General features: G+C 61.5%; 12 protein-coding genes and 1 tRNA gene. 11 read left to right on the top strand and 2 right to left on the bottom strand.

All coding sequences use genetic code 11. The annotated features are described in order from the left end of the window. The first annotated feature begins 135 nt into the window (after nucleotides 1-135). The 5 genes from CGLAUT_RS09015 (at nucleotide 136) to CGLAUT_RS08995 (ending at nucleotide 4,709) form a co-directional block, all read left to right on the top strand. Entirely contained in the window at nucleotides 136-942 is an 807-nt protein-coding gene (locus CGLAUT_RS09015; protein WP_290184713.1) for a lytic transglycosylase domain-containing protein, read from the top strand. Nucleotides 943-1,006: 64 nt separating this feature from the next. Beyond that, on the top strand, nucleotides 1,007-2,281 hold the full coding sequence (gene eno, locus CGLAUT_RS09010; RefSeq protein WP_095660437.1) for a phosphopyruvate hydratase: 1,275 nt from the start codon (nucleotides 1,007-1,009) through the stop codon (nucleotides 2,279-2,281). Between the two features lie 124 nt (nucleotides 2,282-2,405). After that, nucleotides 2,406-2,987 carry an FtsB family cell division protein gene (locus tag CGLAUT_RS09005; protein ID WP_290184711.1) on the top strand — a complete coding sequence of 194 codons (582 nt, stop codon included), beginning with the start codon at nucleotides 2,406-2,408 and terminating at the stop codon, nucleotides 2,985-2,987. Between the two features lie 184 nt (nucleotides 2,988-3,171). After that, complete coding sequence (locus CGLAUT_RS09000; protein WP_290184710.1) at nucleotides 3,172-3,729, top strand: DUF501 domain-containing protein; 558 nt, start codon at nucleotides 3,172-3,174, stop codon at nucleotides 3,727-3,729. Then, nucleotides 3,729-4,709, top strand: a complete 981-nt coding sequence (locus tag CGLAUT_RS08995; protein ID WP_290184709.1) for a Ppx/GppA phosphatase family protein — start codon at nucleotides 3,729-3,731, stop codon at nucleotides 4,707-4,709. The genes CGLAUT_RS09000 and CGLAUT_RS08995 overlap by 1 nt, the downstream gene beginning before the upstream one ends. 3 nt (nucleotides 4,710-4,712) lie before the next feature. Here CGLAUT_RS08995 and CGLAUT_RS08990 read toward each other — a convergent pair whose 3' ends face one another. Then, entirely contained in the window at nucleotides 4,713-4,988 is a 276-nt protein-coding gene (locus CGLAUT_RS08990) for a hypothetical protein (RefSeq protein ID WP_095660432.1), read from the bottom strand. A gap of 167 nt (nucleotides 4,989-5,155) precedes the next feature. Here CGLAUT_RS08990 and wecB point away from each other — a divergent pair, with 167 nt between their 5' ends. Continuing rightward, a complete protein-coding gene (gene wecB / locus CGLAUT_RS08985; protein WP_095660431.1) occupies nucleotides 5,156-6,310 on the top strand; it encodes a non-hydrolyzing UDP-N-acetylglucosamine 2-epimerase in 1,155 nt (384 codons plus the stop codon). Here the strand turns inward: wecB and CGLAUT_RS08980 are convergent. Then, on the bottom strand, nucleotides 6,307-7,119 hold the full coding sequence (locus CGLAUT_RS08980) for an alpha/beta hydrolase family protein (protein ID WP_290184708.1): 813 nt from the start codon (nucleotides 7,117-7,119) through the stop codon (nucleotides 6,307-6,309). The genes wecB and CGLAUT_RS08980 overlap by 4 nt on opposite strands. Here CGLAUT_RS08980 and CGLAUT_RS08975 point away from each other — a divergent pair. The 5 genes from CGLAUT_RS08975 to CGLAUT_RS08955 all read left to right on the top strand — a co-directional run bounded on the left by CGLAUT_RS08975 (nucleotide 7,043) and on the right by CGLAUT_RS08955 (nucleotide 12,697). After that, the gene (locus CGLAUT_RS08975; protein ID WP_435383826.1) at nucleotides 7,043-8,692 is read left to right on the top strand and encodes a glycosyltransferase; all 1,650 of its coding nucleotides are present in this window, start codon (nucleotides 7,043-7,045) and stop codon (nucleotides 8,690-8,692) included. The two genes, CGLAUT_RS08980 and CGLAUT_RS08975, sit on opposite strands and share 77 nt — an antisense overlap. After that, nucleotides 8,692-8,765: transfer RNA gene (locus tag CGLAUT_RS08970), tRNA-Ile, on the top strand. Before CGLAUT_RS08975 ends, CGLAUT_RS08970 begins: the two co-directional genes overlap by 1 nt. Before the next feature lie 46 nt (nucleotides 8,766-8,811). Further along, on the top strand, nucleotides 8,812-10,092 hold the full coding sequence (locus tag CGLAUT_RS08965; RefSeq protein WP_095660428.1) for a glycosyltransferase family 4 protein: 1,281 nt from the start codon (nucleotides 8,812-8,814) through the stop codon (nucleotides 10,090-10,092). After that, nucleotides 10,089-10,673, top strand: a complete 585-nt coding sequence (locus CGLAUT_RS08960; protein ID WP_095660427.1) for a hypothetical protein — start codon at nucleotides 10,089-10,091, stop codon at nucleotides 10,671-10,673. Before CGLAUT_RS08965 ends, CGLAUT_RS08960 begins: the two co-directional genes overlap by 4 nt. Further along, the gene (locus CGLAUT_RS08955) at nucleotides 10,670-12,697 is read left to right on the top strand and encodes a glycosyltransferase (protein WP_095660426.1); all 2,028 of its coding nucleotides are present in this window, start codon (nucleotides 10,670-10,672) and stop codon (nucleotides 12,695-12,697) included. Before CGLAUT_RS08960 ends, CGLAUT_RS08955 begins: the two co-directional genes overlap by 4 nt. The last annotated feature ends 2 nt before the right edge of the window (nucleotides 12,698-12,699 follow it).

Below are 12,699 nucleotides of genomic sequence, written 5' to 3'. Positions count from 1 at the left end.
TTCCTTTGAGGTTATGGGGAAGGGACGGTGCAAAAGTATACATGTTACAGATGTTGCTAGTGTGACAAAAGTGAAAAGTTTCACACGAGCTGTGTATTTCCTTGACCGCAATCGCGCCCGGTAGGATCAGCCCGCATGACGACCCGGGGCATGCGTGCAGCCAGGGGCTGCGGCTGCGCCGGGCTCCTGGCCGTCACCCTCGCAATCGTGCTCGTCGCTGCACTAGTTGCCTGGCTCGCCTCGTTCACCGACATCCCCGCGCCGGGCCCGCAGCGCGAGCCGGTGCCCACCACTATGCCGCCGGCAGCAGCGGAAGCGCCTCCGCTTATCGACGTCCACGCGCCAGGACGCACTGCCGACAACCTCGCCGAGTGGGCGGCACCGATCGCAGACGCCACCCGAATCAGCCCGCAGGCGGTGCGCGCGTACGGCAACGCCCAGCTCATCGCCCAAGAGGCGTGGCCGAACTGCCATTTGTCGTGGAACACGATTGCGGGTATCGGCTGGGTGGAAACCCGTCACGGCACGTACACTGGCCGCAGTTTTGACAGTGCGAGGTTGAATGAAGGCGGTTACCCCGAGCCGTCGATAATCGGCCCAGCTTTGGATGGAACCGGGAGCTTTGCGCACATCCCTGATACTGATGGGGGCCGGCTGGATGGTGACACCGAGTTCGACCGTGCGCTGGGGCCCTTGCAATTTATTCCGGAGACCTGGGTGCGCTACGGCCGCGACGCGGACGGTGACGGTGTGCCCAACCCGCAACAGATCGATGACGCTGCGCTGACTGCCGCGAACTACCTGTGCGCGCACGACCGTGACCTGGCCACCGAAGAGGGCTGGCGCAGCGCGATTTTCTCCTACAACCAGTCGGAGGATTACCTCAAGAAGGTGCGCGACGCGGCCGCGAACTATGCGCTGAATCAGCCGGCCCACCGGTAGCGGCAAATTCTGCAACAATTGGGGGCGTACATGCCATACACCCACCCAAGGAGATGACCTTTAGATGGCAGACATCATCCACGTTTTCGGCCGCGAGATCATGGACTCGCGCGGTAACCCGACCGTTGAGGCTGAGGTGTTCCTTGACGACGGCGCGCACGGCATCGCAGCAGTTCCGTCCGGCGCATCCACCGGTGAGCACGAGGCGCACGAGCTTCGCGACGGCGACGAGCGCTTCGGCGGCAAGGGTGTGCAGAAGGCCGTGGAGAACGTCAACGAGGCGATCGCGGATGCCATCGCCGGCATCGAGGCCGACGACCAGCGCCTGATCGACCAGACCATGATTGAGCTTGACGGCACCGACAACAAGAAGAACATCGGCGCCAACGCCATCCTGGGTGTGTCCATGGCCACCGCGAAGGCCGCTGCTGAGTCCGCTGGCCTGCCGCTGTACCGCTACATCGGCGGCCCGAACGCACACATCCTGCCGGTGCCGATGATGAACATTGTCAACGGCGGCGCACACGCAGACTCCGGCGTCGACGTCCAGGAGTTCATGATCGCCCCGATCGGTGCCGAGTCCTTCCGCGAGGCGCTGCGCATGGGCGCAGAGGTATACCACACGCTGAAGTCTGTGATTAAGGGCAAGGGCCTCTCCACCGGCCTGGGCGATGAGGGTGGCTTCGCACCGTCCGTCGACTCCACCAAGGCAGCGCTCGACCTGATCGTCGAGGCTGTGGAGAAGTCCGGCTACAAGCTGGGCGACGACGTCGCGCTCGCACTCGACGTCGCGTCCTCTGAGTTCTTCGAGAACGGCGTCTACAACTTCGAGGGCGGCCAGCACTCCGCCGAGGAGATGGCTAAGGTTTACGCCGACCTGGTGGAGCAGTATCCGATCGTCTCCATCGAGGACCCGTTGGATGAGAACGACTGGGAGGGCTACACCAAGCTCACCGCCGAACTGGGCCAGAAGGTGCAGATCGTCGGCGACGACTTCTTTGTGACCAACCCGGAGCGCCTCGCCCGCGGCATCGAGGAGAACGCCGCGAACGCGCTGCTGGTGAAGGTGAACCAGATCGGTACCCTCACCGAGACCTTCGACGCTGTCGACCTGGCGCACCGCAACGGCTACCGCACTATGATGTCCCACCGCTCCGGCGAGACCGAGGACACCACCATTGCGGATCTCGCTGTCGCGCTTGGCTGCGGCCAGATCAAGACCGGTGCTCCGGCCCGCTCCGAGCGCGTGGCTAAGTACAACCAGCTCCTGCGCATCGAGCACGAGCTGGGCGATGCCGCGGTCTACGCAGGCCGCTCCGCCTTCCCGCGCTTCAAGTAAGGGCATATCGCTTATCGACGGCCCTTTGTAGCGCCCCACACCTCCCGTCTCCCGCGGTTGATGTGGGGGCGTTTGCATGTCCCGGCGGGGATCGCCTGCTGCGCGACCTACAATCTTGGGCACTATGTATCGCAAGCACACCGTGCCCGTCGCCTCGCGCGACAAGGCTGAGCGCGAAGAGCGGGAAGCCAAATCCAGGCGTAAGACTAAGCCGGCGTTGTTCCAGCAGGACATTGCTTCTACCGGCTTGCTCATCGCCGTGGTGCTGGTTGTGCTTGTTGCTATCGCGGTGCCGCTTCGCAACTACTACGAAGGTCGCGGAGAGATCGCCCGCGCCCAGGCGTCCATCGAGGCGCTTGAGGCGCGCAAGAAGCAACTGGAATCCGACATCGCGCGCTACGAGGATCCCGCCTACATCGAGCAGGAGGCGCGCCGTCGCCTCGGTGTGCTAGCAGAGGGGGAGACCGCCTGGCGCATCATCGATCCTCGCATGACCCAGAACCCCACCATCACCACCGACGAGATCCCGGATACCCGCGACTGGCAGCACTTCCTCTGGGACTCGCTGCGCGAGCTCCCCGAGGACGAAGCGGAGGAGCCCGCCGTGCCAGCGCCAGCGGATGCGCCAGCCGACGCTCCGGTTGAAGCCCCTGTTGAACCCGCCCCTGCAGATGAGGCTGAGCTCAACCAGGAGTCGACCCGATAGGTGTTCAAGCAGATGGCGGACAACGACTCAGACCAAAGCATCTACGAGTTCGGAGGCCCAGAGCTTCGCGAGGCATTCGAAATATCACTTGAGCGGTGGGCGGAAGCGCTGGACCTTCTGGCGGATTCTTGACCGTCTAGGCTCCGCCAACTTCCCGTAGGAACCCCTGTGCCACAATGGCACCATGACCGTGCCCCAAGCAGACATCGACATCATGGCCACCCAGCTGGGCCGGCAGCCGCGCGGCGTACTCGCCGTCGCCTACCGCACGCCCGACGGCCAGCCAGCGGTAGTCAAAACCGCACCAAAGCTTGACGACGGCACGCCGTTCCCCACCCTCTATTACCTCACCGACCCGCGGCTTACCGCCGAAGCGTCGCGGCTCGAGGTCGCCCAGGTGATGAAATGGATGGAAGCCCGCCTGCACGCTGAGACGGACGAGGGCGAAGCACTGCGCGCCGACTACCTCAACGCGCACCAGCACTACCTTGCCGAGCGCAACGCACTCGAGGACCTTGGCACCGACTTCTCGGGCGGCGGCATGCCGGACCGCGTGAAGTGCCTCCACGTGCTCATCGCGTACGCGCTTGCCGAAGGCCCCGGCCGCGTCCGCTTCGGTGACGAAGCCGTCGCGCTCGCCGCCGAGCACGGCAACCTGCGCGGTACCGCGATCCCGCAGGACTGGCCGACGCTCGAGGACCTAGACATCACCCTCGCCGAGGCAGGGGAGGACCTGGTCTGATGGCTGACACCAACGCCACCAGCACCGTCGCCGCCATCGACTGCGGCACTAACTCCATCCGCCTGCTCATTCACGACGCCGCGACCGGCACCGAAATCACCCGGCAGAACACCATCGTGCGCCTTGGTCAGGGTGTGGACGAAACCGGCATGTTCCAGCCCGAGGCCATCGAGCGCACCCGCGAAGCGCTCGCTAACTACGTCGATGAGATGGAGCGCGCCGGGGTGACCCGCGTGCGAATGGTCGCTACCTCTGCGACCCGGGATGCCTCAAACCGTGAGGGCTTCTTCGCCATGACCCGCGAACTCCTCGGCCGCATCCAGTCCGGCGCAGTCGCCGAGGTCATCTCCGGTGAGGAAGAAGCTGCGTTGTCCTTCCGCGGCGCCACCATTGATCTCGCGGGCACCGGACGCGAGCCGTTCTGCGTGATCGACCTCGGCGGCGGGTCCACCGAGTTCGTGATGGAAACCGCCGATGGCCTCCACGCTTGCTCTACCCGCATGGGCTGCGTCCGGGTCACCGAGCGCTTCATGCACACCGATCCCGCCACCGCCGAAGAAACCAACGAGGCCCGCGCCTACATTCGTGAGCGCATCGCCGAGGCCGAGAACGTCGTTCCCCTCGGCCAAGCTCGCACCGTCGTCGGCTGCGCGGGCACCTTCACAACGCTCTCTGCGCTGGCACAGAATCTGCCGACTTACGACCCGCAGTCGATTCACATGTCCGAGATCCCCTTCGACCGCATGCGCGAGGTCACCGCTGACCTTCGAGCGAAAACCGCGAAGCAGCGCCTCGAAAACCCCGTCATGCACCCTGGCCGTGCCGATGTCATCGGCGCCGGCTCTACAGTGGTCGAGGAACTCATGGATGCTTTCAAACGCCTCGCGGGCACTCAAAGCTTCGTTATCAGCGAGAAAGACATTCTCGACGGCATCGCCGCCACCCTCATCGACGGTGGCCTAAACCAGACCCCCAACTAGCGATTAATCCTGATCCGGTTCGAGGATCTGGTTCTCAATCTCCGCGTTGCGCTTCTTACCGCGCAGCTTCCGACCCTTGCGGGTGTCCTTCACCTCGCGCATCCGCGGTTCCGGATCAATCTTGTTGGCAATCGCCTTGCGCGCCGAGTTGGTCACCTGTTTGGTTACGGGAGAGTTCGCAACAGCCTGCGTGGCGTTAACAATCTGGTGGTAGCGCTTGCGGCCGGCCTTTGTGCCAAAGACGTACCCAGCGGCGGCGCCGACAACGAATTGAATCATGCACCCCACCCTACAGATGCGCAGCCACAGCCCCTTTCATCTGGCGAAGCATGAACTTTTCTGCATGTAAAAGGGAACCCCAAGCAAAGATGTATTAAGTTTGTCGGAAACGCCCAGAGATTTCAACGCTTAATGAGGATCGAGTGCCAGTTACCAAGCCAAAAATCATGACCGTCTATGGCACCCGCCCTGAGGCCATCAAGGTCGCCCCCGTCGTCACCGCGCTGCAAGCAGATGACCGATTTGATTCCGTGGTCGTCTCCACTGGCCAGCACCGCGAAATGTTAGAACAGGTCAATCAGCGTTTCGGCATCGTGCCGGATTATGACATGGCGCTGATGAAGCCCGGCCAGTCCCTCAATGAGATTGTCTCCCGCGCGCTAAGCGGCTTGCACCCGATCATCATGGAGGAGCAGCCGGACGTCGTGATCTCCCAGGGTGACACGTCTACCGCCATGACAGCTGCGCTCGCAGGCTTTCACTGCGGTGCCCGAGTAGTCCACCTGGAGGCAGGCCTTCGCACCGGCGACATTCACTCGCCGTTCCCCGAGGAAGCGAACCGCAAGATCATCGGCCAGGTCACCAGCCTTCACCTCGCGCCAACCCAGGAGTCGCGCGAAAATCTGCGCCGCGAGAACATCCGCTCGCGTGACATCGTGGTCACCGGTAACACAGTCATCGACGCACTTCTCGCGGCATCGAAGTGGCAGGTACATTTCGACGATCCCCGCCTTGCAGCCCTGACAGAAACTGACGAGAAGGTTGTATTGGTAACCACCCACCGCCGCGAGAATCTCGAAGCCATGGCGGAGATCGGCGGCGCGGTGCAGGACCTCGCTATGTCCTACCCGCAGCATGTTTTTGCTCTCCCGCTGCATCTCAATCCTCGGGTTCGAAACGCAGTGATGCCGCAGGTGGAGGTGCTACCCAACGTGATCATCACCGACCCGCTGCCGTACGACCAATTCACTGCGCTGATGAACCGCTCTTACCTCGTCCTCACTGACTCGGGTGGAGTGCAGGAAGAGGCGCCGTCGTTGGGTAAGCCGGTGCTGGTGATGCGCGAGAACACTGAGCGTCCGGAAGCAGTCGTCGCAGGCACCGTGAAGCTCGTAGGAACAGATCGCGAACGGATCGTGGCTGAGGCGAAAAACCTCCTGAGCCACGAGGCTGCGTACAAGGCGATGGCAAACGCCGTGAACCCCTACGGCGACGGCCAGGCCGCTGATCGCGCGGTTGCCGCGATAGCCCAACTCACCGGAGTCGGGGAACGAATCGAGGAGTTTGAACCGCAGCTTCTGGAACCTACCTCGGTGGGTTAATCGAAGTCGCCCTCTCGGATGAGTCGATCCCAGTGCCCCTCAAACGATAGGGCGTACTGCAGTATCGCTTCCTGCAGGAAGGGCGGCGGGGGCGCATGACCGTCGCCCCAGTCTCCTTCGATCGTCGTCCAACACGTTCCGGATAACTCGCCGAAGCGCTGTGCCCACGGTTCGTAGTGGTTCAGCACATGGAACTCGTCTCGCTGATTCTGCAGGTAGAGCACGTAGTTGGGAAATGACTCGCGGTAAAGTTCGATCGCACTGGTGACCGTTTCTTTCGCGGGCGGTTTCCCTCCACTCCAGCAAGCAGTGAGGTACTCATCCACTTTGCCTTGGTGGTAGCGGTAAATGTCCGTCTGCGGGTTGACTGCCATCGCGAGCGAGCCCGGAAAGGCATGCGAATAGACAAGGGCCGCGAAGCCGCCAGCGGAGGACCCTTCAAAGATGATGTTTTCCGCACCGACCGTTGAAGCGATGTGACGAATCACCCTTGCAAGATCAGCTTGGAGGTGGCGCTTCTCATCGCCCGTGTACCAGCCGATAGGGATGCGGAAGTCAAGCGCCGGATCGGAGACGAATAGCACCGACGCGTCCAGGTTTTGCGTGATTCCTTGGCCCACGAAGATCGGCAGCGAGACAGTTGCGGGATCGGCCGCGGCGTGAAAAATCACGACGAGATTCTGCGACGGCCGGTGCACGAGAAGAAGGTCGAGCGTGCCTGCGCCATAGGCGATGGAAGAAATACCTGCGGGAACCTCGGCCGCTTCGAATTCGGCAAGCGATCTGAAGAGGTACACGCTTCCGTCCATGGTGGCAGACGCGTACCGTGCGAAATTTCGTTTTAGAGGCAATGCCAGCCTTTCGTGCGTTTGGTGCGTCAATGGTAACGGAATCGTTCGCTACCATGACCTAAGCGCCGTGCGTGTTTCTGCAGGGCAGCAACTGTCGTGGGATGGGAGTGTGCAAAAAGTGGAGCCGAGATTCATTGGGCAAACGCGCTACAGCTTGTTCATCCCAAACTCCGCCGCGTGGAGAGCAAGCATGGAGTCAGACGAGAAGGATGAAGCGGAGTACCGCAACTACCTGTACTCGCCTGAGCGACTGGATTTCCGGGAGCGCATTTTCACAACGTTGACGGTGCCAGCGATCGCGGACGCAGCCGAGCACTTCGATGTCCACCACGTCGTGTCGTACTCAGAGTCGCTGCCTGACAAGTACAAAGACTCGCTGCGGGAAACCGCGGCCAAGTACCCATTCTTAGTTCTCCAAGAGCTTGCCGACGGCACCGGAGACTGGGGTCCGTCGGAACGACTCATCTCGCAACTCATTGAACCCGGCGTCTTCGGACGGTACCGCTTGGATGATGACGATGTGCTTTCCAAGCACTACTTTGAGCTCATGGCGAACTACGTGAAGAATGAGTTCACTGGCATGGCGGTGAGCTTGCCGCTTGGTATCGAGGCGATCTACCACCAGGACCACTTCTACAACTTCCGGGAAGTTCACGTCCCCATGAATTCGATGGGACTGCTCTACGTCTCGAAGCTAGAGAACGATGGTGTAATTCACGGGCCAAGGGCCGGAGCCCACGACAAAACTGACCGCCTCGCTCCGGTCATCATGGACGCGAGCAAACTCGGCTACCTTCGCATCAATCACACCGGGCAAGACAACCTGCTTCGCCATCAGAGCGAACGGGTGCAAGATCAGCTGCTGACCAACATGGGCAAGTACCCCGCGGTGAACAACCTCAGCGCAATTCCTGACAGCTTCCCAGCTGTCGCAGACAAAGTTCTGCACACTCAAGACTCTTTCGAAACGATCTGGTCAGCCCCGGTCGACGACGGGGTCAAGCTCCTTATCGACGGCGATACGAGCGGAATCACGGTGACGATCAAGGGGGCTGCACCTGCAGGGTTGAGGAAACATCCCCTGGCCTTGTCCCTCTCTCTCGAGTCTGCATCCGGGCGTGACCTTGGCCCGCGAAAGCAGCTCGCCGGAATCGCTACTTCTCTCGACGGCGCAATCGGCCAGTTTGCGTACTTCGATGTCTCGGAAGGGGACTTCGTCGCGACGGTCAGCGTGTTCGTGCCGGGAGAGACGAGGATCCGCCTCGCACGAATCATTCCACTTGTCCGCGGTGCGCGGGATATTCGGATCGACTCGATCGCTATTGATCACCAAGGGGCGGGAGTGGCCGTGGATGCGTTGGATCAAGTTGCTCGGCAGCTGGTCTCCGGAGGCCACCGAATCCGAGACACTGCGGGCCGGGTTGCGGCACGTGTGAAACCCGCACTCATGTCGTGGATGGCACGCGCGCTGGGACCTGAACGCACTAATTCAGTAGTCAATTCAGTAGCTGCTAAGCTGAAACGACGCTAGGGGCTATAGCTCAGTCGGTTAGAGCCGCGGACTCATAATCCGCTGGTCGCGGGTTCGAGCCCCGCTGGCCCCACGTACAAGTTGTGTCCTTGCCGTAGCGAATTGAGGTACGTCGACGCGTGAGAATCCTCGTCCTATCTCAATACTGGCACCCAGAGAACGGGGTGCCGCAGCGGCGCTGGGCTTGGTTAACGGAGATTCTTCAACGAGCAGGCCACGAGGTGCGCGTCGTAGCACCGCCGCCGCATTACAAACGGACGGTGACGTTCAAAACCTGGTTTGCGCATCGGGGGTTCTCTACGGCTTTCCGAGAGGAATCAGGACCTAACGGGGAAATCGTTTACCGCTCTGGGTACTTTCCTTCCGGCACTTCGCTCGGTCGTCGGATACTGAACCAGGGGTGGACTGCAGCCGCAATGATGTTCGGGTTGCTCCGCAACCGTCAGATCAAAGAGTTCGAGCCCGACCTAGTGATTGGGACAGTGCCGGCGCTTCCCACGTCCGTGGTGACTTTCGTCGCGGCCCGCAAACTCAACGTGCCGTACATCCTCGACTTACGCGACGCATGGCCCGCACTGTTCCGAGAGAGCAAACAGTGGAACGCGGGTACGGGTCGGCGCTCGCCGCGTGAGACGATCCTCCTGCGGGCGCCGTTCCAGGTTCTTATCTCGTTGACCGAATGGTCACTTAATTTCGTGATGTCACGCTGCTCCGGCATCTCAACCACCTCGAGCTCGCTCGAGCGCCAACTCAAGGCGGAGCTCAGCAAACCGACTGCGACGGTGCGCAACGTTTTCCCCAGCGTGTCCACAAGTCGGGACCGAACCAGAGAACGCGATCGTGGGCACCATTTGCACGTGCTTTACGCAGGGACATTGGGTCGAGCGCAGAAGTTGGAGAACGCGCTCGTCGCTGCCAAGCTTGCGCAGGATGAAGGCGTGCAGGTCAGCCTCCGGTTCGTCGGCGAGGGTGCGACGTGGGGGCCGCTTCGGCGAACAGCCGACGAGCTCGCAGTCGATCTTGACTTGCAACATCAGCAAGCGCCGGACGAATTGCAGGAGAGCTACCGCTGGGCGGACACGGCACTCGTGCACCTCACCAACTGGGACTCGCTTGAGGTCGCCGTGCCGTCTAAGACCTACGAGCTGATGGCGAATCAGATCCACATCAGCGGCGTGGTTGCGGGGGAGACTGCGCGCCTCATTGAGACGCTTCACGCCGGCGACGTTGTGCCGCCGGAGGACCCACGCGCCCTTGCTGATTTGTGGGTAGCGCTTGCCCGTGAACCGAAGCGGTTGGACATAAGCGATCAAGGCAAAACTTGGGTTGAGTATCAGCGCGAGGAGGTCGCACCCGCAGCGTTTTTGAACCTCGTAGAGCAAGTAGGGGACCGACAATGAAATTACGCTCAGTAGAAACGCGGGAGCTGCGCAGCGGCCCAGCAATCGTTTTCGTCGACGACCTGGGCGCGCCGTACGAGCTTTCTCACTTCGACAGCGGGTCCGTTTTCACCGAACACCCTCCGAGCCTCGAGATCGCTCCGGATGATTGGCTCGTGGGAATCAACCTCGATGCGCGGTCACTCGGCGAGTTCTGGCAAGTAGCCACGGAAGCCGGCTGCGACCGTCTGAGCTACTGGGCAAACGCCGCCGGTGCTCAACACTTGGAAATGGTGTTTCAGTCACTCGACATGGTTGCAATCGACGGCGTGACACCCGTGGGGGAGTGGATAGCCTTCGACCTCACCGGGGCGACCCGCACGGACGGGTCGTCAGCAGAATTAATTAGCGGCTTTCTTATCGGCCAGCGGCTGAAGCGACCCGACACCAAATTAGTGTCTGAAGAGCCTCGCGCAGAAACCCAGCCCAGCCGACGGGCGGTTCTTCTAACCAAAGTCGTTCACTTAGCGAAGCCGCTCAAACCGTACTTGCCGCCGTCTATAATCCACGCTGGTTACAAGCTTTTGGGGGCGTTGAAATGAGCCCAGCTCAGCCCAAGGCCACAGTCATCATCCCAACCCATGGCGGCGTCGAGCGGCTTCCTCACCTCCTACGCTCGCTCGAGGCACAGACGCTGGTGCGAAGCCGGTTCGAGGTCATCTTCATCCAGAACGGTCCCGACGATGGATCGCTTTCGCTTCTCGACGACTGGGCCAACGCCTCGGATATCCAGACCCGCATACTGCGCGTACCCGAAGCCGGCGCAGGGCGCGCGCGGAACGCGGGGCTTTCCAACGCGCGGTGCGACGTGATCACCTTCATCGACGACGACGACTGGATTGAACCGCGCTATCTCGAGGTCGGCCTCGATGCCTCGGCAGAAGATGCGGTGGTGTTCCTACCGATAAAGGATGCAACCGACAGCGGTGTCACCGAAGCGAACTCAATCAACACGCGCCGCGCAATGATTGCGGGACGCGCCTCGCCACTTTCCACCAGCCCCTGGGTACTCGGTTTCAACGCGTGCAAGTTCTTACCCGCGTCGGTAATTCGGAACTACCGCTACGACGCCGCGCTTCAGTCGGGTGAAGACGTAGCGTTCTTCGCGAACTTGCTGCACCACCCGCAGCTCAAGCTCGTCGTTCCGAAGGACACGGCTAACGCTGCGTACATCAGGCAAGTACGCGCCGATTCAGTGTCCCGAAAAGCCGAGAGCTTCGCCTTTACTGTCGGAGAGCGTCTTGACGTCATTAGGGCACTACAAGCAATCGACGTGCCAGACGAAAATAAGCGGGCGCGAGAATCACTGGAGCGGGCGCAATTCAATTTCGCCGCAGAGTATCTTGCCGCGCACCCGGAGGACTCGACCCGGGCGGTCGATCTCGCCATCGAACGGGGTCTGACTGGGCTGCCCTGGCCGCACAAGGAACGCACAGCATACGAGACGCTGGTGTTCTCGTTCTGCTTCCCTCCCTTTGCAGACCCGGCCGCGAATGTTGTCGCTAAGCGACTCGCTGCTCGCCAGGAAGTGGTTGACGTGGTGAGCGCCGATATGACGCCGGTGCGCAAGGTCGACGATTCCAGCGCGGTGCTCGTCGACCCATGGGTGCGCAAGCACACGGTGATCGACGAGTACCCGTCCTTTTCCTCGTGGGACCAGATTGCTCGCTTCGGCCAGCGTGCAGCGCGCTCGGCAAGAGGTAAGTACACCAAGGTGTATTCCCGAGCTTTGTGGTCAGGCTCGCATGTGGCGGGATGCTTGTACAAGCTCAAGCATCCTGCCATTTCGTGGGAAGCGGAGTTCTCCGACCCGCTCCGACGCGATGCAACTGGTGCGCAGCGCCAGGGACCGCTGACAAAGGGGAGAGTCACCACAAAACTCAAGCGCGCCGTAGAAGAGGCCGGCTGGGGTCACCTTCTCACCCCGAACCACTTCGCCCTCACGGAAATTGCGACGCTGATTCTCGCCGACACGCTGACATTCAGTAATCAGAACCAGGTTGATGAGGTGCTCGGCTTTTATGAACCGCGGTTCCAAGACGTCGTTAAGCGAAAAGTTCAAGTGAGCGCACAGCCTGCACCACCGGCTGCGGCGTACTCTGCCCGGCCTGTGGAGCTCGAGCTTGATCCGAACCGCTTCAACATCGGGTACTTCGGCAACTTCTACACGAACCGTGGGCTGGGTGATTATGTCCATGCACTAGAGGCGATTCCGGAGGCGGAGCGACCCACGCTGCACGTGTTCTCGAACGCAGATGCATCGACGGGGGCGGATGTACCCGGCGTGCACCTGCACCCGGCCTTGAGTTACCTCGAGTTTCTGAACGCGCTGACGCAGTTCGACGCGTTGCTAGTGGTGGACACGGATACCAGTGGAACGAGCTACGCAAAGAACCCCTTCTTGCCGTCGAAGTACTCGGACTACAAAGGCTCGGGTGTGCCGATTTGGGCCATGGTGGAGGCTGGATCGCCGCTGGATAGGGAAGGGCTTGAGTTCGCCTCCGCACTCGGGTCAGCGGAGCAGGCGCAGTCGGTTCTGAAGCGGCTGCTTGGCCTTCAGCGGTAAAC

The organism is Corynebacterium glaucum, from assembly GCF_030408855.1.
Classification (GTDB): Bacteria; Actinomycetota; Actinomycetes; order Mycobacteriales; family Mycobacteriaceae; genus Corynebacterium; species Corynebacterium glaucum.
The sequence above is the reverse complement of the archived record's forward strand: the minus strand, read 5'-3'. Positions and strand labels throughout refer to the sequence as shown.